The organism is Embleya sp. NPDC001921 (genome assembly GCF_053594475.1).
Genome location: NZ_JBSFEO010000095.1, coordinates 1 through 17,156, shown reverse-complemented (window position 1 = coordinate 17,156; position 17,156 = coordinate 1). Strand labels below are relative to the sequence as shown.

Annotated in this window: 16 protein-coding genes and 1 pseudogene; 5 read left to right on the top strand and 12 right to left on the bottom strand. The window is 72.0% G+C overall.

The annotated features are described in order from the left end of the window. Window positions 1–408: 408 nt before the first annotated feature. A complete protein-coding gene (locus ACWCPW_RS50270; RefSeq protein ID WP_449768385.1) occupies window positions 409–783 on the bottom strand; it encodes a cupin domain-containing protein in 375 nt (124 codons plus the stop codon). 68 nt (window positions 784–851) lie between these two features. On the opposite strand from ACWCPW_RS50270, the gene ACWCPW_RS50265 reads away from it, so the two are divergent. Next, the gene (locus ACWCPW_RS50265; protein WP_449768384.1) at window positions 852–1,292 is read left to right on the top strand and encodes a MarR family winged helix-turn-helix transcriptional regulator; all 441 of its coding nucleotides are present in this window, start codon (window positions 852–854) and stop codon (window positions 1,290–1,292) included. 895 nt (window positions 1,293–2,187) lie between these two features. On the opposite strand, the gene ACWCPW_RS50260 is transcribed toward ACWCPW_RS50265, so the two are convergent. The 5 genes from ACWCPW_RS50260 to ACWCPW_RS50240 form a co-directional block, all read right to left on the bottom strand. Beyond that, window positions 2,188–2,523, bottom strand: a complete 336-nt coding sequence (locus tag ACWCPW_RS50260; RefSeq protein WP_449768383.1) for an STAS domain-containing protein — start codon at window positions 2,521–2,523, stop codon at window positions 2,188–2,190. Between the two features lie 145 nt (window positions 2,524–2,668). Further along, on the bottom strand, window positions 2,669–2,893 hold the full coding sequence (locus ACWCPW_RS50255; RefSeq protein ID WP_449768382.1) for a hypothetical protein: 225 nt from the start codon (window positions 2,891–2,893) through the stop codon (window positions 2,669–2,671). A gap of 133 nt (window positions 2,894–3,026) precedes the next feature. Next, entirely contained in the window at window positions 3,027–3,389 is a 363-nt protein-coding gene (locus ACWCPW_RS50250) for a sigma-70 family RNA polymerase sigma factor (protein WP_449768381.1), read from the bottom strand. A 1,377-nt stretch (window positions 3,390–4,766) separates the two neighbouring features. Further along, on the bottom strand, window positions 4,767–5,201 hold the full coding sequence (locus ACWCPW_RS50245) for a DUF2267 domain-containing protein (protein ID WP_449768380.1): 435 nt from the start codon (window positions 5,199–5,201) through the stop codon (window positions 4,767–4,769). 213 nt (window positions 5,202–5,414) lie between these two features. Further along, window positions 5,415–5,849 carry an Hsp20/alpha crystallin family protein gene (locus ACWCPW_RS50240; RefSeq protein ID WP_449768379.1) on the bottom strand — a complete coding sequence of 145 codons (435 nt, stop codon included), beginning with the start codon at window positions 5,847–5,849 and terminating at the stop codon, window positions 5,415–5,417. Window positions 5,850–5,978: 129 nt separating this feature from the next. Between ACWCPW_RS50240 and ACWCPW_RS50235 the strand changes: the two genes are divergently transcribed. Both ACWCPW_RS50235 and ACWCPW_RS50230 read left to right on the top strand, forming a co-directional pair. Continuing rightward, window positions 5,979–6,620, top strand: a complete 642-nt coding sequence (locus ACWCPW_RS50235) for a type III effector protein (RefSeq protein WP_449768378.1) — start codon at window positions 5,979–5,981, stop codon at window positions 6,618–6,620. 48 nt (window positions 6,621–6,668) lie between these two features. Beyond that, window positions 6,669–7,406, top strand: a pseudogene (locus ACWCPW_RS50230) (serine hydrolase); the annotation flags it as partial. A 48-nt stretch (window positions 7,407–7,454) separates the two neighbouring features. On the opposite strand, the gene ACWCPW_RS50225 reads toward ACWCPW_RS50230, so the two are convergent. The 3 genes from ACWCPW_RS50225 to ACWCPW_RS50215 form a co-directional block, all read right to left on the bottom strand. Then, complete coding sequence (locus ACWCPW_RS50225; RefSeq protein ID WP_449768377.1) at window positions 7,455–8,990, bottom strand: serine hydrolase domain-containing protein; 1,536 nt, start codon at window positions 8,988–8,990, stop codon at window positions 7,455–7,457. Window positions 8,991–10,029: 1,039 nt separating this feature from the next. Then, window positions 10,030–10,410 carry a restriction endonuclease gene (locus tag ACWCPW_RS50220; RefSeq protein ID WP_449768376.1) on the bottom strand — a complete coding sequence of 127 codons (381 nt, stop codon included), beginning with the start codon at window positions 10,408–10,410 and terminating at the stop codon, window positions 10,030–10,032. A gap of 227 nt (window positions 10,411–10,637) precedes the next feature. Beyond that, window positions 10,638–11,495: an alpha/beta fold hydrolase gene (locus ACWCPW_RS50215; RefSeq protein ID WP_449768375.1), complete on the bottom strand. Its 858-nt coding sequence runs from the start codon at window positions 11,493–11,495 to the stop codon at window positions 10,638–10,640. A 99-nt stretch (window positions 11,496–11,594) separates the two neighbouring features. On the opposite strand from ACWCPW_RS50215, the gene ACWCPW_RS50210 reads away from it, so the two are divergent. Beyond that, the gene (locus ACWCPW_RS50210) at window positions 11,595–12,005 is read left to right on the top strand and encodes a winged helix-turn-helix transcriptional regulator (RefSeq protein ID WP_449768374.1); all 411 of its coding nucleotides are present in this window, start codon (window positions 11,595–11,597) and stop codon (window positions 12,003–12,005) included. 368 nt (window positions 12,006–12,373) lie between these two features. Here the strand turns inward: ACWCPW_RS50210 and ACWCPW_RS50205 are convergent, their stop codons facing one another. Continuing rightward, entirely contained in the window at window positions 12,374–12,589 is a 216-nt protein-coding gene (locus tag ACWCPW_RS50205; protein WP_449768373.1) for a hypothetical protein, read from the bottom strand. Window positions 12,590–13,324: 735 nt separating this feature from the next. Continuing rightward, window positions 13,325–13,801 (bottom strand): ATP-binding protein, encoded by a 477-nt coding sequence (locus ACWCPW_RS50200; protein ID WP_449768372.1) that lies wholly within the window; start codon window positions 13,799–13,801, stop codon window positions 13,325–13,327. 129 nt (window positions 13,802–13,930) lie between these two features. Between ACWCPW_RS50200 and ACWCPW_RS50195 the strand changes: the two genes are divergently transcribed. Continuing rightward, window positions 13,931–14,506: a TetR/AcrR family transcriptional regulator gene (locus tag ACWCPW_RS50195; RefSeq protein WP_449768371.1), complete on the top strand. Its 576-nt coding sequence runs from the start codon at window positions 13,931–13,933 to the stop codon at window positions 14,504–14,506. Window positions 14,507–15,592: 1,086 nt separating this feature from the next. Here ACWCPW_RS50195 and ACWCPW_RS50190 read toward each other — a convergent pair. Then, complete coding sequence (locus tag ACWCPW_RS50190) at window positions 15,593–16,066, bottom strand: nuclear transport factor 2 family protein (protein WP_449768370.1); 474 nt, start codon at window positions 16,064–16,066, stop codon at window positions 15,593–15,595. Between the last annotated feature and the right edge of the window lie 1,090 nt (window positions 16,067–17,156).

Sequence of the window (17,156 nt, the reverse complement as noted above, 5' to 3'; positions counted from 1 at the left end):
CCGGTACGTGCGCGCCGTTCGGCGCGAGGGCGCGTCGGCCGTGCGCGTCGGGGGTGCCGCGACGGACGGCCTCGGGCAAGGCGTGCGGGACCCGGTGCCACCCGTCCCGGGCCGCGCCGAGCCCGACCCTACCGGGCCACCGAGGCCGAACGCCGGAACCAGTGATCCACGACCAGTGATCCGCGATCCCCATAGGGTCATCGCCCAGCGGGACCGGCCGCCGCCGCCCGCCGCGCCGGCATCGTTCAATCCGGGTCCTCGCCCTGCTCGGCGGCCTGCACCGGGTGCTGCCGGTCGAGCACGGCGGTGCCTGTCCCGGCGAGGCGCCCCGGTGGACCGTCCCGAGTGCCTTCGTCCTGCCCGGCCCGGCACTGATACGTGAAGCGTGACCCGAGGCCCTGTGTGGGTCTAATGGGTCCAGGGCGGCGTGATGGTGCTGCCGTCGGCCAGCTCGGCGCTGAGCCCGACACGTGTGGTGACCCACATGTGCGCGGGCCGGTCGGTGGTGTTGGCAACCGCCAGCTCGGAGCCTGCCGGAGCCACCGCCGCGTCACCGACGCCCAGTTCGGCGCTCTCGCCGCCGATCGTGAACCGAAGACGACCGGACAGGACGTAGAAGGTTTCCTCGTGACTGATCACGTGGGCCGGACCCACCGTCCCGGCCGGGATCTCGCCGCGCCAGGCGGCGAGATCCCGGCTGCCCGTGCCCGGACGGACGTAGGAAACGAAGCGGGCACCGTGGATCTCGTGCACGACGGCCTCGTCACTGCGGATGAAGGGCATACCGACCTCCTTATAGACAAGCAACTTGTCCATGAAGACAAGCAGCTTGACGAGTTATAGTCAAGCCCATGGATGACGCTCTGGCCTTCTCCGCACTCGTGCTGGCACTCTCCGGACAGTTGGTGCAGGAGATCCACACTCGCGTGTCCCAGCAGGGATTCGAGGATCTGCGGCCCGCACACGGCTTCGCCTTCGCCCGCATCTCCCTGGGCGACGCCACCACGGCCGACCTGGCCGAGCACCTGGGGGTGACCAAGCAGGCCGCCGCCCAACTGGTCGAGGAACTGGTCCGCAAGGGGTATGTGGCCCGGCATCCACACCCCCACGACGCCCGCGCCCGGCTCCTGGGACTGACGGAGGCAGGCTGGGCCGCCACTCGCGCCGCCGACCGAGCGGCCCGGGCCGCCGTCGCACCGTGGCGAGAGGCACTGGGCGAGGCGCGCTTCGGTGAACTCGTCGCCGACCTGACCCGGCTCACCCCACCGGGGCCGATCCGCCCGACCTGGTGAGCCGGCAAGGCACCGGCCCGGACCGTCGCAGGTCACCGAGGAGGAGCACCGAAGCGGGACGGCGGCCGGCGGCCCGCCGGAGCAAGGCGCCACCACCCTGTCCGTGTGACCGACGATCCCACGGTCGTTGTCGGCTGGGCAGGACTGCCCTGGTGAGCGATGGAGCCGTCTCGCGTGTGGGCGTGCCCGCGAGGCGAGGGTCGCAGGCCTGCGTGAGCGGGGCCGGTGGGACGCGACGTCCCGGGATGTTGCGGGACAATGGAATGGTCGCGCCGGCCCGAGGGCCCCTGAGGTGCGCGGGATCGCCGGCCGGACGTCGGCGGCCGGGGTCGGGACGGGAGCACCGACCGGCCGCCGACCTTCGCGCGACCGCACACGAGGGCACGACGCCCGGCGGCGACGGCCGAGACGATCCGGCCGAAGGCGGTGGGATTCATGACGCGCACCGAGTACGTGGCCCCGCTCGGGTGATGACCGAAGCCGGGCGCTTCGAGGTGCGTGCCCGTCCGGCCCGCCGACCCGACGGCGCCTGGAGCGGCGCGATCCGCGGCGCCGACCCCCGCTTCGATCCGAAGGCGCCGGCCCGTGCCCACCCGCCTGTGGTGGATCGGCGACTGTGCCTGTTCGTTCACCGTTGAAGCCGTTCGGGATCACGGGGCCGACGTCAGCGGCGACCATGCCGCCTTCGGCCGACGAGTACCCGTACGGCAGGCGGCCGGGTGCCCGTTGGTCTGACGGACGGCCGGGCTCCGCGCGGCCTCCGCGCCGGGCCTGGGTGATGGGGGAGGTCGGCCTCGACCTCGACCGGCCGGTGGCCGGGTTGCCCGGCCCGGTCGGGTGGGACGTCGTGGTCGCGGACCCGGCGGCGTCCACGATCGGCGACGGCGTCGGGTGCTCAACGTCGGAGCGGGGTGTCGCCGAGCAGTTTGTCCCCGGTGTCGGTCGGGGTTTGGTCCGTGTGGTGTTGCGTGGTGGGGTGTCCCGGGCGTAGTCCGAGCAGGAAGGCGTGGCGGCGGGCGGCGCCGAGGGCGGCGGTGCCGGCGTCGTCGAGGACCTCGATGTCGGAGAGGTCGAAGTCGATGTCGACGATGTGGTCGGGAAGCGCGTTGATGCCGTGCAGGAGGGCTCGGCGCACGCCGTGGGCCGCGGTCGCGTCCATCACTGCGGGGAGTGTCACCAGTGCCCGGTCGCCGCCGATCACGCGCACACGGACTTCGCCGTCGTCGATCACTGTCTTCCTCGCTCCGTGAGGGATCGACCTCGCCTGCGACGTCGTGGTGCCGGTCGAGGATCCATGCCGTGATGTCCGGCCGGTCGTCGGCGGGTTCCCCAAAGCCCTCCTGCGCGGGAACGCGCCGACGTTCGGGTTCCGGGGGTCAGCCGTCCAGTCGTGCGCGTAGGAGTGCCTTGGCTTGTTCGGCGCCCTTGCGGCTTTCGCCTTGGGCGCGTCGGAAGAATTCCGCGAGTTCGTTGTCGCCGTCGCGTTCGGCGTCCCGGATGTACGTCTGCAGGCGCAGGGCGTTGCTCAGGCACGCCTCGGTGAACCAGATGATGTTGTAGTCCTTGTCCTTGGTCCCGGTGATGTCGCCGCTCTCGCTCATCGGTGCCTCCTGTGACGCGTTGTCTGTCGGGTGTCGAACTCCGCTACCCGGGCCGTGTGGTGCCGAATCGGGCCTCGCGCTCCGCCACCCCGCACGCGCGGCCGTGGGGGTGGCGAGGCGCTCGGCGCCGGATTCAGGTGGTGGCGAGCATGCCCGTGCGCAGGGCGGTGAAGGCCTGGGTGAGCAGGCGGGATACGTGCATCTGGGAGAGGCCGAGGATCCTGCCGATCTCGGCCTGGGTGAGGTCGTCCCAGAAGCGGAGCTTGAGGATGCGGCGGTCGCGGTCGTCGAGTTCGGCGATCAGCGGGCGCAGAGCTTCCCGGTTGAGGACGAGTTCGAGCGCGGGGTCGGGGGCGCCTCGCAGGTCGTGTCCGGTGGCCGCGCCGGGGTCATTGCCGGCGGGTGGTGCGTCGAGGGAGTCGGTGCGTAGGGCGGCACCGACCTCCAGGCCCAGGCGTGCGAGGGGAATCGGCGACGAAGCGTCGTCGGATCTCACCCCTGCCCGGGCACGGCCGACCAACGGCGCGCCCGCTCGGCTGTCGGCTGTCTTGCTCCGGCCCTGCGCGTGCGCCGGCCGGGTGAGGCACCGTGCGGGGCCGGGGGGCGAACGCTGTTCGAGGGCCGCGAGGCGTGTCGGCGGTTGGGGTGCTCGGGGTGGGCGAGGGCATCGACTCCACAGGTGGTCGACGCCCTCGTCGCGTTCCCGCCGCAGGGGCACATTCCGCGCGTTCGTCGCCGACGGACGCGGGCCCGCGAAGGGCGTGTGTCCACGATGACGGCAAAACGGTCTACATCGCGCGGGGTTGGGCCGGATGCGTGAACGTTCCCTCGAACGTGTCGGCGGCCGGGCTCGTGCCGGGACGGGGCCGCTTCCGCAGGGTGCGGTTCCTCGTGTGGCCGGTCGGGGCCGAGTGCGTCGAGGGTCGGGTCATTCCGGCGGCTGGGTCAGGGCCGTGCACGGCACGGTCGACACGTCTCGGGCTTGACACCGTGGCGGATGAGGCCGGCCGGGCCCGGGGGCACGAGTGTCGCGATGGAGGTCGGGCATCGGGGCGGTCGCCGGTTCGCGTGCGCGTCCGGCGTTCCGGCACAACGGCTCGATCGGGGCGTGCTCTTCACGGGCTGCGGCCAGGTCCTGCAACAGCGGCGACGAGGCGACCACGGTCGCCGGGGACGGGCGTGGTGGCGACGGTCCCGGCGAGAAATGGACCCCATCAAACGACCGGATCGTCCTCGACCGGATCCTCGTCCGCACCCGTCACCGGCGGCCCGGTCGACAACCGCCCTGCCCGGCAGGCGAGATCACGCTCCGCCGCGTCGGGCACCTGCCGCTCCTCCACCGGTTTCCGGCAGGTGTCTTCGGCAGCCGCCACGCCCGGCGGGGCGCGTCCGGCTGCGGCGCGATCGCCAACGCCGACGCCTTCCCCGACTCGGGAACCGGCGAGTCGTGGAACGAGGGCTTGCGATGCCGGCGGCGACCTTCCGGCGCCCGGTCGACCCGGGCGCTCCAGTCGGCCGGGTGGGGCGTTGCGCGGGTCGGGCCAGTCGAACGGGTCGGCGGTGACCTTGTCGCCGGTGCCGTGCGAGTTCGAGGTGGGCGTGTACTCCGGGCCTGTCATCCGTCGGTTCTGCGTCGGACGCCGGCGGCCCGCGCGCCGGCCGGGCCCTGTTCGGGCCGGGCGGGGGGCCCGCCCGGCCCGGGACGGCGCCGGTTGTGGTTGGCGTGGGTGGGGGTACGCACCGGGCGGGCCCGGATCATTGCATCCGTGGAATACCCCTCGGCTGGAGCCACGGCGGCCTTCCACCGGGGGCGGCCACTCGTCGTGCCTCTCACACGGTGACCCGGTCTCCGGCCGGTCCCGGGGTCCGGGTTTCAGGCTGCGGGGGCGAGTTCGGCGCGGCCGAAGAGCAGAGCCCAGCCGGTGGGCAGCCGGGTCAGCATGCGGGTGAGGAGTTCGGGGCCGGCAAGGGCGGCGACGACGGTCAGGACCGATCCGGTGTCCCAGCGTGCGACGCCGGGGGTGCTGTCGGTGCGGGCGGCGATGTCTTTCACGAAGTCCAGGCCGCTGGAGGGGCGGGGTTGGGCGGTGTGCGCGGTGAGCAGGAGGGCGGCTTCGATGGGGAGTCGGGCGGCGAGGTCCAGGCGCTCTCGTCCGGTGAGTTGGCGGCCCAGTCCGGAGAGTACGACGCGGAGCGCGTCCTCGGCTTGGGCCCGGGTGCGGTAGGCCCCTTCGAGACGGACCTTGTCCACCAGGTCGGTGTAGGTGCCCACCGTCGTGGTCGGAGAGGGTTCGTTTCGGGTGTGCATTGTCGCGGATCGCCTTTCCGGTCCCGGAGTTGAATGGGTGTCGGGGGAGGGAAGCGTTGGCACGGCGCGGGCGGTCGAGGGCATACGAGTGACCGCGATCCGGAGGGCTCCGGTCCATGTGGCCGCCCGCGCATGCCGGTTGGGGCCGGCGGGGGCGTGCCGCGTCTCGGCACGCCCCGGGCCGGCCGCGCGCCCCGGTGTCGCGGCTCTGTGTCAGGCGGTGATGACCTTGCGGTCGGCTGCACCGCCGCCGATCGGGATCTTGCGGGGCTTGGCACGCTCGGCGATGGGGATCCGCAGGGTCAGTACGCCGGCTTCGTAGTCGGCGTCGATGCGTTCGGTGTCGAGGGTGTCGGCGAGCACGATCTGGCGGGAGAAGACGCCCACGGGGCGCTCGGACAGCTCCATCTGTACCTCGTCGGCCTTGGCGACGGGTTCGCGGCGGGCCTTGACGGTGAGCATGTTGCGTTCGACGTCGATGTCGATCGCCTCGGGGGTCACGCCCGGCAGGTCGAACGAGACCACGTACACCTCACCGTCGCGCCAGGCGTCCATCGGCATCGCGGTCGGCCGGGAGGCGGCGCCGGGTACGAGGAGCTGCTGCGCGAGCCGGTCGAGCTCGCGGAAGGGGTCGGTACGCATCAACATCGCGAGAACACCTCCGAAAGGTTCGGTCGGTAGCGCCCTGACGGGCTGCCTGGAACCGTTGTAGCATGTCATCGAAAGGATGACAAACATGAGGGTCATCCAAAGGATGACGATGTGAGAGGGGCTCCGGTGACCGCGAACGAACGACCCGACAACCCCGCCGCGGGGCCCGCGTCCTTCCTGGCCGCCGCCGCGGCCCTGGAAGCCATCGACCGGGCCGTCCGTACCGCACAGCACGGCAACCGCGAGCCCGCGCGCCCGGGAGAGGGCCCCGAACAGGCGCTGGCCTCGCTGCTGCTGCTCCGCGAGATCCGCGAGCGACTCGCCGGATGGGAGAGCGGCCTGATCGAGAACGCCCGCGACGCGGGCGCCAGTTGGGCGGACCTCGCCCACCCCCTGGGCGTCGCCAGCCGGCAGGCGGCCGAACGCCGCTACCTGCGGCTGCGCCCGGGCCCCGCCGGAACCACCGGCGAACAACGCGTCACCGCCACCCGCGAACGCCGCGCCGCCGACCGCGCCGCCGGCGCCCGGGCCCGCGACAACGCCGCCGACCTGCGCCGCCTCGCGGGCCGCATCACCGCACTCACCGACCTCCCGGCCGCATCCCGTGCCTGCGTGGGACGACTGGACCAGGCCCTGGGCCAGGACGACCCGGCCGCCCTGATCGACCCCCTCAACGCCGCTCGTGCGCACCTGACCACCACCCACCCGGAGTTGGCCGCCCGCATCGACGCCCTGGTGGATCCGCCCTGGACCGACGCCACGACGTGATCGGGCCCGCACGGACACGGGCACGGTCGCCGTCGGGGGTGGTCCGGGATGCCTGAGATCGCCTGCGGTGAGGGAGATGTCGGCGGAAGGTCCGCGGGGTCGACCGGCGCATGGTCGATGCCGATGCCGACGGTGGACCGGGGTTCGGCGAAGGCACCCGGAGTGCTCCGCGAGAAATGTGGCCCGGGCCCGAACCGTGTGACCAATGGGATCGCCACCGCCCGGAGTCCCCCGCGCCGATTCTTCCGTGCCTCGGGGCGATGCACCACCTCCGGCGCGGCTACCGAACGTTCTGCCCACCCTCGCCGCGCTCGGTGCCGACGTCACCCTCACGACCACGGGGAACCAGCACCCATGACCACCACGCCGTTCCCCCGCACCGACCTCGAAACCCTGCATGAGACCCTCGACGCCCTCGTCAACAGCGGGGGAGGCCCCGGTGGCGTCATCGTCTGTGGCACGGCGGCGGGGGAGCAGCACACCATCCCGGCGGGCGTCGTCGCCCCCGAATGCGGCGACGATCCACCCACCGAACACACCCGCTACGACGCCGCGTCCCCGACCAAGATCGTTGCCACCCGGCCCCTGGTCGGCCGCGCCGTCGACGCCGGACTCCTCGGCCCCGACACCCCCGTCCGCGCCTATCCACCCGCGATCGGCGACCACGCGCCCGGCGCCGACGCCACCCTCCCTCAACTCCTCGCCCACACCAGCGGACTTCGCGCCGAAACCCGCCCCGACCGCTACCGAGGCAACCCCACGTCCCTGGCCGAACTCCTGCGCCGCGAACCCCTCGAACCCCGAGCGGCCATCCGGAATCCGGAATGTGCGGCGTCAGGAGATCTGTGGCAGCACCCGGTCGCTCTGGCACACGTAACGCGTGCCGTCCAGGGTGAAGCACTTGAGCGGCTCCCAGTCGCGAACGCCGGGCAAGCGGTGGACGTACAGGTCCCGGCCGGCGGGGTGGAGCTCGAACTCGCTGGGAGTGCCTCCCGTGAAGGCCCGGCGCAGGAACAGCGCACCGCCCCGTTCGAGGATCTCTTCGAGCACCCCCACGCGTTGGTATCGGCCCAGGTAGCCTCCCGCGTCGTGCGGTGGCCTGGTGCCGTCGGGGGCGTGCGGCGGGCGGGGCGCGACGCCGGCGAAGTCGGTGAAGATCTCCCGGTACAGGTCGTGGTAGAGCGCCTGGGCGTCGCCTCCGTTGGTGAGCAGAACGACCGCGAGACGGGCGTCGGGCAGTACACGAAGGTAGGACGACTGACCCTGGGTCCTGCCGTCGTGGCCGTACACCGCCCGACCGTTCCAGTCCCAACGGGCCCACCCCAGACCGCGGGTTTCGCCGTTGTCCGGGGTGTTGGGCGTGGCCGTCTGGAACGACCGCATCTCCTCGGCGGCGCGCGCCGACAGCAGCCGGGTGCCGTCGGGCCCGAGGCCGTCGTTCAGGTGCAGGCGGACGAAGGCGAGCACGTCGCCGACGCTGGAGCACACGATGCCGCACGGGCCCTGCGAGCGGGGCATCCACGTGGGGTCGACGCGCGGCCGCCCGTCCGGTCCCGAGGTGTGACCGGCGGCGGCACGATACGCGAGCACGTCCTCCGGCAGCGTGTGGCTGCGGGTCAGGCCCAGCGGCCCGATCACGCGTTCGCGCAGCGCGGTGTCCCAGGTCGTGCCGGTGCGGCGTTCGATCAGCCGGCCGGTGAGGATCAGACCGACGTTGCAGTACGAGTACGCGCGGCCCAGTGGGTGGACCGCCGGAACGTCCTTGAGCAGGGCGGTGAACCGCTCCAGGCAGTCGTCGCCGCGTCCGGTGTCGGGGAGCACGTCGCCGTCGATCCCGCTGGTGTGGGCGAGCAGGTGACGCAGCGTCAGGCGCCTGGTTCGGTCGGGGTCGGGCAGTCGCAGCTCGGGCAGATAGCGTACGACCGGAGTGTCGAGGTCGATTGCGCCCTCCTCCACCAGACGCATGGCGAGTGTGGCGGTCCAGACCTTGGTGATGGAGCCGATCTGCCAGAGCGTGTCGGGCGTGGCCTCGATACGGTCGTCGGCGTTGGCCAGACCGGTGGCGACCTTGACGACCCGGTCTCCGGCCAGAATGCCCAACGAGGCGCCGGGGACCTGGTGTAGGGCGGCCAGCGTGGCAAGCCTGGAGCGCCAGTGCCGGGCCGTGGACGTGTCGCCCGCACGGTCCGCCTCGGCCGGTGGTGCGTCGCTCGCGTGCGCGGCCGGCGCGGTGCCGACGCCCGCCGTTCCGGCCGTGCCCGCCACCGCGGCGGCGGCCAGCGAACGGCGCAGCACGGTGCGCCGGGTGGGTGTACTTCGGGTGCCGCCGGCGGCTTCCGCCGAGGAAGGGATCCGGGGAGGGTGGGTCACGAATCTGCCTCTCGATCGATGTCGGTCGTGCAGGCGGGGAAGCAACCGTGCGCGCCCGAAGGCGCCGACGGCCGTCTTGCCGTCGCCCCGGGAAGCGGCGTCCACACGCGACGCGTCCCGGCGACGTCGCGCTCCGGGCGCGGGCGCGTCGCTTCCCCGTGCGACGAGAGTAGGAAGCGGGGTCTCGAGCGGCATCGTTCTCACGTGGGAGGACTCGGATACCTCTCCGGTTCCCCTTACGCCCACCGCCGGTAGCGCGGACCCAGGACGAAGATCAGCCGTCCGGGGGGTTCGGACATCCGCGTCGGTATGGTGCGTGATCTCGTGCTCGGTGCCCGAGCCCACGACGACCGCCGGGTGAACCGACCACGTGGTGCGTTCGGCACAGGGCGCCGAGCGGCCACGGTGACGTCCGGGACGTCCGGATCCGCACCGGACGGCGCGGCCCTGGGCGGATCCCGCTGATCGACGCGGGGGTGACGGCGCGGATCGAGGGCCCCGACCATCGGCACTGCCTCAACGTGGTCCGCGCACACCTGGAGACCGCCGGGCCGATCCCGCGTGGATACCTCCGCCGGGGCAGGCCGGCCCTGGACACCGACGACCCGGGCAACAGGCCTTCCAGGCCGTGCTGTTCGACTGCCTGTCCAGTCGGGACGGGGAATACCCTCGGGACCGCCACGGCGGACGCACCTTCCCCGAACTCCCCTTCCACTTCCCCTGGATCGCCCCGCGCCGCGACCGGCTGATCATCCACACCAACACCGCCGCCCGCGTCACGCGCGACCTCTTGCCTGGACCCTCCTCGTCGACGACAAACTTTCGGAACTCATTCGTCGATGCGCTGGACTTGGCTGCCGAGGCCGATCGGACGCTGCGCCTGCCGGAGAACCACCGCAAGAAGGGCACTGTTCTCGATGACGCGTCCCCGCACGCGGGGGGTGCCCGAGGAAGCGCCCGGTGTGCCCTCGGGCTGACACGCGTCGCGGGGTCCTCGGCCAAACCCGAACTCGTCTGCGAGGTACGGGCGAAGCGGTGGTCAGCGACGAGCGGCTCCGACGAACGAGAGGGCGGAGCGTCCCGTCGACCAGGCCCCGAGGCGGTCCCGGTCGATCAGGACCGCGGACTGGGCGACGCCGAGGTTGTGTGCCGGGGGTGGTGAACAGGAGGAGGTGGCGAGGATCAGGACCTGGGCGCCGTGGACGTGGCGTCCCGTGCCGAGGAAGCGCCGCATGTCCGGCGAGCCGACCTCGGACGTGAGCGATGAGCGTTTGCACTGCACGACGAATCGCCGTCCGTCGGGGAGCAGTCCGACCACGTCCGTTCCCAGGTCGCCCGCGCCTCCCGACACCCGTACCCGGGAACACCCGTCCCGCCGGCACAGGTCCGCCACAAGGTGCTCGAACTCCCGACCGCTCATGGCGTCCACCCCCGCGAGGCCGGGCCGAACGGCGCGGTCCGGCCGTGACCCTTCTCCTCGGGTGCCCCGAACGGACCGGCACGGAGCGGACGAGAACCCCTGCCGGGACGGTCGAATCGCCGTGCAAACAATCATCACCGTGCGCAGTCCGACCTGGCGGTCCTGGACAACTGACCGCCGGGACGAACGCCCGAACCGCCGACCGTGATCCTTCGGCCCCGCTCCGGTCATTTCGGCAGGTCGGCGGAGAGGAAGGGAGCAAGGAGCGCGAACAATGCGTCGGGGCGGTCGAGGGGGATGATGTGGCCACAGTCCTGGAGTTGGTGTCCGACCAGGTCATCGGTGATGGGACGGAGTTGGCGTTCGAGCCCGGTGCCGATGGGGTGAGAGCCGACGGCCATGGTGGGCATGGTCAGCCGAGCCGTCGCGACGGCGTCCTGGATCTGCTGCGCGCTGGTGGGCAGGGCCCGGTAGTAGGAGAACGCGCATCGAAGGGCCTCGCTCCCGGTGTACGCGTGGACGAAGGCCGCACGGACGTCGTCGGGTACTCCTCGCCCGAGCGTCCCCGAGTCGAGGAACCAGTCGATGTACGGGGCCTCGTTGCCGGCCAGGACGGTCTCGGCGAGGCCGGGGACGGCGTGGAAGCCGAACCACCACGGGGCGCCGCCCGCGACGACGTGCTCTGCTCCGGGCAGGCGGCCGAGCAGTGCTTCCATCACGACCAGGCGCCGGACAAGGTCGGGCCGGCGCAGCGCGAGCAAGGTGGCGGGGGTGGTGCCCGCGTCGATGCCGACCACCGCTGCCGAGGGCTCGCCGAGTGCGTCGAGCAGCCCTTCGGCGTCGGCGGCGAGGGTGCCTGCGTCGTAGCCCTCGACGGCACGCGCGCTGGCACCGAAGCCTCGCAGGTCCGGGGCGATGACCCGGTACCGCCCGGCCAGTCGGCCCATGATGCCGCTCCAGAGTTGCCAGGTGTGCGGGAAGCCGTGCAGCAGGAGAACCGCAGGCCCGTTCCCCGCGATTGCGACGTTGAGTTGGACGCCGTTCGTCTCGATGCGGCGCAGGTGGTGTGCGGCGGTTACGGGCATGATGACTCCCCAACTGGTTACCATTGGTGACCACAAAACGATAGGTAACTGTCCGGCCGCTTCCAAGACGGCACTTTCAGGGAAGGTGGTGAGCCGCGGGTGACCACCAGAGGAGCCCGGGCCGCCGGTCGCGGGGTACGCGGCGACCTGTTCGATCCCCAATGCCCAACACGGCAGTTGCTGGACCGCATCGGTACGAAGTGGACGTCCATGGCCGTCAAGACGCTCGCCGATGCCGCACCGGACGAGGTGCGCTTCGCGGAGCTGAGACGCCGGATGCCCGGCGTCTCGCAGAAGATGCTGTCCGTGACACTGCGAAGCCTGACCAGCGACGGGCTGGTGTCGCGCCGGGTCGAACCGACCGTGCCACCGCGGGTCTTCTACCGACTCACCGGACTCGGGCTGTCCCTGGAAACCGCGCTCGCGGGGCTGCGGACCTGGGCGGAGGAGCACATGGCCGAGATCGACCGTGCCAACGAAGCCAACGACCGGGAGGCCGATGAGGGATAGGCAGGCCGATTCCGTGCTCGGTAGTGATGGCTCGGGTACTCGATCGAGGATCCTGCCGGGAGGCCGGATTCCGTGCCGATGGGTTTCGGGTCCGGTTCGGGGACCCGCGATGCCGTGCTGTCGGTTCTCGTGGCGGCCGCCGGACCGTGTCACGGCCGGGTGCTTCCCGCCCGGCGAACGCACGAGCGAGAAGCACGTGCTCGGCGCCGACGGTCGCGGCAGTGGCCTCGTTCACGCGGGCAAGGGCGACCCGGTCGAAGACGCGAGCACGGCTGGTTCCTCCGGGAGCGGTCCGTCGAAGGTCCGTGGATGGTGACCCCACCAAGCGCACCCGCCCCGAGCGGGCCCACTCGTACGCTCGTCCGTGCCTATCCGTCGGAGTCGGGGTCCCAACCACACCCCACGAGCAGTTCCCGGACCCGTCGCACGTCCGGGTCGGTCGGTTCCGGGTCGCCGGCGATACCGTACGCGTCGTGGCGGGCCTTCGCGAAGGTGGTGAACGCGATCATCACGTTCCCCGGGTTCCGCGTCGACATCCCCTCGACCAGGATCCGCATCACCGGCAGGTAGTCCTCGTCCGGCATCCCCCGCGGATACGCGGGCTCCGGGATCGACAGGGTCCGTTCCGGGTACGGCGGAACACGCCCGCCCACAACCCTTCCGGATACGGCGGAACACCCACGACCCGACCCTCTCACGTCGACATCCACCACAGCCGTCGCGGTCGCCCCACTCCACCACGAACCCGCCCCGCATTCCACAACGACTCCGGCCTCGCCTCGCCCCGGCGCATGCCGAGTTCGGTCGGCATCCACCCACGCCTCGCCGGGCGATCCGCAGGGGCGCGTCGGGTTCGTCGAGCCGTCTTCCGCGCCGACATCGCCGCCCGCCTGACCGCGCCGCAGCCGGAGTGGACCACCGCAGGCTGCGCGCGGGCACCCTCACCGACACCGAACGCGCAACCGCCGACGCCGCGTCGGCGGGCCTGGCCGCCGGGGGACTGTTCCTGGACGAGGGCGACGACCGCACCCTGACCTGCTCCGGGAGACCGCCGCCGACATCGCGGGCCTGCGCCCGGTCGCCGTGGACCCGCTCAACCACCCTCTCCCCGGCGCCGTCGGCCCGATGCCTCAGAGGCCGTGGCCGTGTTGCGCCGCCTGGCGGCGGATGCGGACGTGCCGGTGGTGGCCGTGGGGGAGACCGGCGCGGGCGAACCTCCCGAGATCGCGGCGGCGTTGGCCGAGGCGGACACCGTGGTCCACCTGACGCGCGAGGGCGAACTCGCGTGCCGGGCGGGGTCGGCTCGACGCGTGTGCGAATCACACGAGGCGCAGGGTGGCGTGTGTGGTGTGGCGGCGCGGTTCCTCTCGGGTGTCGATGCTTTCGGCGAGGTGTTCCACGATGGCCAGGCCTCGGCCGTGTTCGTCGTCGGCGTATGGGGAGTGGGGGCGCTCGTCCCGCTCGCCGGAGTCGACGACCTCGACGCTCAGGACGCGGTCGGTCAGGACCAGGACGAGTGTCATGTCGGCGCGGCCGTGCCGGGCGGCGTTGGCGGCCAGTTCGCCGACGATCAGGACGGCGGAGTCCAGGTCGTCTCCGATCACACCCCAGGAGGCCAGGAGGGCGCGGGCGAATCGGCGGGCGTCGGAGACTCGGCACTCCTGCGCGGGCAGGGCCGCGGCGGCGCACCGGCGCGGGACCCCGGGTGGGGGTGGTTGCGCGGTGGTCGGGGACGGCGTCCGGTGGCGAAGCTCTCCGGTCTGGGCCGGCGGTGTCGCGTTCGGAGAGACGAACATGGCGAGGCTCGCGATCTTATCGGTCCCAATCCCCGAGGAGAACGACCGTTCTCAATCGTGCTGCTAGTGTAGGAGAACGATGGTTCTCAATGCAAGAGGGCTCGATGCGAGAGGGAGAGGGCGAGTGACATGATCGACTCCGAGACCGCGGAGCTGCGGGTCCTGGACGCGGCCGAGTCGCTGTTCTACGCCCGGGGCATCCAGGCGGTGGGCATGGACGAGATCCGTTCCGCGTCCGGCGTCTCCCTCAAGCGGCTCTACCGGCTTCACCCGTCCAAGGCGGACCTCGTGGAGGCGTACCTGCGGCGACGCGACCTCCGGTGGCGCAGGAGCCTGGCCGCGTACGTCGACGCCCGGACCGACCCGCGCGAGCGGATCCTGGCGGTCTTCGACTGGCTCCACGACTGGTTCGCCGAGCCCGATTTCCGCGGCTGTGCCTTCGTCAACTCCTTCGGGGAGCTCGGTGCCGGCGAACCCGCGGTCGCCGAGGCCGCCCGGGCACACAAGGAGCACTTCTTCCGCTACCTCGCCGACCTGGCGGCGGCCGCCGACGCGCCGACGCCACTGGCCGACTACCTGGCCCTGCTCGCCGAAGGCGCCATGACAACCGCGGCGATCATCGGCAGCCCCGAACCCGCATACCAGGCCCGCGACGCCGCCCGCCTTCTCCTCGACGCCACGTACAGCGCCGCCCACCCCGCCTGAACACCGCGGCCCACCGGCTGCCCGGCGGCGACGGGGCTGGACTGGCCGAGTTCCCGGCCACGACGGCGATCGCCCGGATTCGCCGACGGCGATGGGGCGGGGTGGCGGCTCGGATCAGCCACGGTCCCGTGGGCCGGCCGGTACCGCGTCACCGGAGACGGCATCTGGACACAGCCGGAGAGTACGACGGCATCCACGCCTGCGTAGTCCATGCGGTGTGCGATACCGGGCAGCTTGAAGGGGTCATGGGCGGCGACCTCGAGGTTGTCGGCGATCTCGAGTGCCTCGTAGTCGACGATCTCGATGCCTTCGTGCTCGAGGTACCCGACCACGGTCCGGGTCAACGGCAGCAGGTAGGGGCGATGAGATGAGTTGGTCGGGGCGGGTGTCTCGAGGTTTGATGATCGTCCGATCGGCCATCGCCTGTTCGGCGTCGTACCGCTCTCCGCCGTTCGCCCGGCAGGCGGGTCGTGAATTTGATTCGACGTGTGCCGCCGGTGTGGTTCGCGTGGTGGGCCAGGGTTTCGGGCGCGACATCGCGGCCGGCAGGACACTTCGGCACCGTCGGGACCGGGTCGGCGCCCGCGCGGGCGGACGTCTCCCGGGCCACCACGCGGACGAGTTCCCTCCCGGTCGGCTTTGCTCGACCGGTCGGTGCGCCCCCGGCGCCCGCTTCCGCCCGATGCACGCAACCACGCGGCATGACTCGAAAGCTCGGTCGTCACCGAAGCGTTCGAGCGACATCCGACCCAGGCGCGGTGCGGCAAGACCGGCCGGCGTCGCAAGCCTTCGACAGGGTCGCGTCCGGCAGGTGCGGCTTCCCCGGCGTCGGCGTGCGGGGGCTGGCGAGCGCAGGGTCGCTGGAAGAGAGCTCCGGCCAACACCCCGCGGGGAGTTCGCCATGCCGGGTGCAGGATCCGGCAATCACGGTAGCCGTCGGGGGAGAGAGAGTACGGCCGCCGCCCGTGGCCGTGGTGCCGTCGGCGGCACGAATCCTCGGGGCGGTCGGCGGGTGCCGGCGCGCCCGGTGGACGGACGGGTGCCCGCCGACGGTCGGCGGAGGCCTCGGGCCACGGCGGCGAGCCGTCACAAACCGAGGTCGCTCAGGCCGGGATGGTCGTCGGGGCGGCGCCCGAGCGGCCAGTGGTACTTGCGTTCCGACTCCTGGATGGGCAGGTCGTTGATGCACGCGTATCGGTGGTGCATCAGTCCGTTGTCGTCGAATTCCCAGTTCTCATTGCCGTAGGAGCGGAACCAGTTGCCCGAGTCGTCGTGCCACTCGTAGGCGAAGCGCACGGCGATGCGGTTGCCGTCGAAGGCCCACAGTTCCTTGATGAGCCGGTACTCCAGTTCCCGCTTCCACTTGCGGGTGAGGAAGGCGACGATCTCGTCGCGGCCTTCGGCGAACTCGGCGCGGTTCCTCCAATGGGAGTCCGTGGTGTAGGCCCGCGAGACCTTCTCCGGGTCGCGGGAGTTCCAACCGTCTTCCGCCAGGCGGACCTTCTCGGCGGCGCTCTCCCGGGTGAACGGCGGGAGCGGAGGGCGCAGTTCGTCCGTCATGTCGTGTCCTTTCGGGTCTGTCGTGTCCCCGCGGCGAGGTGTTCGTGAGTCCGGTCGCCGCGGCGGTATCGGGGTCGGCCGAATGACCACCCCACGATGAGAACGCTCGTTCTCTGAATGCCACTATAGGAGAACGATCGTTCCCCCCGCAAGGAGTGCACTGGCTGGAAGGCCGGCATCGGGCGCTCCTCGGAAGCCGCCGGTCCTTCGTTCGTCGTCGACGTGGGCGATTTCGGCGTGGTCGCCTTGTCCTGATTGCGCGCGGGTGGTCGGCGGTGCTTCTCTCTCCGGAGAGTTCAGGCAGCTATGGCATGTTCGGGACGTCGACACCGACACCCGACTTCGGTTCAATCGAACCGAAGTCGGGTGACCTCGTTTCGGCCGAAACGAGGTCATCGACGTAGCGAACACGGCCGAACCCCCGTGTGGGCCGCATTCGGTACGTCGATTGGCCCGCCGATTGGGTGGAGTGCCGGCTGGCGACCCGGGCCGTCGGACCCGAATGGGAGGGCAAGGTCTCCGACGGGCCGTGCCGTGGCGCTACCGACCCCAAGCGTTGTACGAGGGCGCGACGTCGGCCGAGCGGTGTGGGACGAGGACGCGAAGGCATGCCTCCTCTTCGCTGCGCGTCGGCACGCGGCGGTCGGGGCGCGCCACGAAGGAACCCACCCGAAGACGCATCCGCTCCGGCCCCAGGCCTCGTTCCCTCGGACGGACAACTGAGACTTCCCGCAGCCCCCGCCGCCGCGTCGGCACCGACGCCGGGCCCACGCCTCGCCATGGCGGCTGCGGGCGGGGGAGTGCGGCGGTCGCGCGGACTGATCCCGAGGCGACCCGGGTGCGGGACCCGGTGCGGCCTTGCGCCGTCCGCGTTTTCGGACCCGGGCCGAGTCCGAGGCCGACCCGGGTCGGGCCCGCCCTGGCCCGACCCGCAGCCGCCACGGCCCTGTTCGAGCGCGCTCACTCGAGCGGGAACGCGACCCCGTGCTCCTCGGTCGGGTGCGGCCCGTGGATGCGGCGGTCGGCCTCGGCGATCACCACGTCGTTGATGCTCGCGTCCTCGGCGGCCTGCACCCCGGCGGGGGCGTCG

Bases quoted from the DNA above. Each gene is read 5' to 3' on its own strand.
- ACWCPW_RS50270 (WP_449768385.1), bottom strand. From the start codon at position 783: ATGCCCTTCATCCGCAGTGACGAGGCCGTCGTGCACGAGATCCACGGT.
- ACWCPW_RS50265 (WP_449768384.1), top strand. From the start codon at position 852: ATGGATGACGCTCTGGCCTTCTCCGCACTCGTGCTGGCACTCTCCGGA.
- ACWCPW_RS50255 (WP_449768382.1), bottom strand. From the start codon at position 2,893: ATGAGCGAGAGCGGCGACATCACCGGGACCAAGGACAAGGACTACAAC.
- ACWCPW_RS50245 (WP_449768380.1), bottom strand. From the start codon at position 5,201: ATGCACACCCGAAACGAACCCTCTCCGACCACGACGGTGGGCACCTAC.
- ACWCPW_RS50240 (WP_449768379.1), bottom strand. From the start codon at position 5,849: ATGTTGATGCGTACCGACCCCTTCCGCGAGCTCGACCGGCTCGCGCAG.
- ACWCPW_RS50220 (WP_449768376.1), bottom strand. From the start codon at position 10,410: ATGAGCGGTCGGGAGTTCGAGCACCTTGTGGCGGACCTGTGCCGGCGG.
- ACWCPW_RS50215 (WP_449768375.1), bottom strand. From the start codon at position 11,495: ATGCCCGTAACCGCCGCACACCACCTGCGCCGCATCGAGACGAACGGC.
- ACWCPW_RS50205 (WP_449768373.1), bottom strand. From the start codon at position 12,589: ATGCCGGACGAGGACTACCTGCCGGTGATGCGGATCCTGGTCGAGGGG.
- ACWCPW_RS50200 (WP_449768372.1), bottom strand. From the start codon at position 13,801: ATGTTCGTCTCTCCGAACGCGACACCGCCGGCCCAGACCGGAGAGCTT.
- ACWCPW_RS50195 (WP_449768371.1), top strand. From the start codon at position 13,931: ATGATCGACTCCGAGACCGCGGAGCTGCGGGTCCTGGACGCGGCCGAG.
- ACWCPW_RS50190 (WP_449768370.1), bottom strand. From the start codon at position 16,066: ATGACGGACGAACTGCGCCCTCCGCTCCCGCCGTTCACCCGGGAGAGC.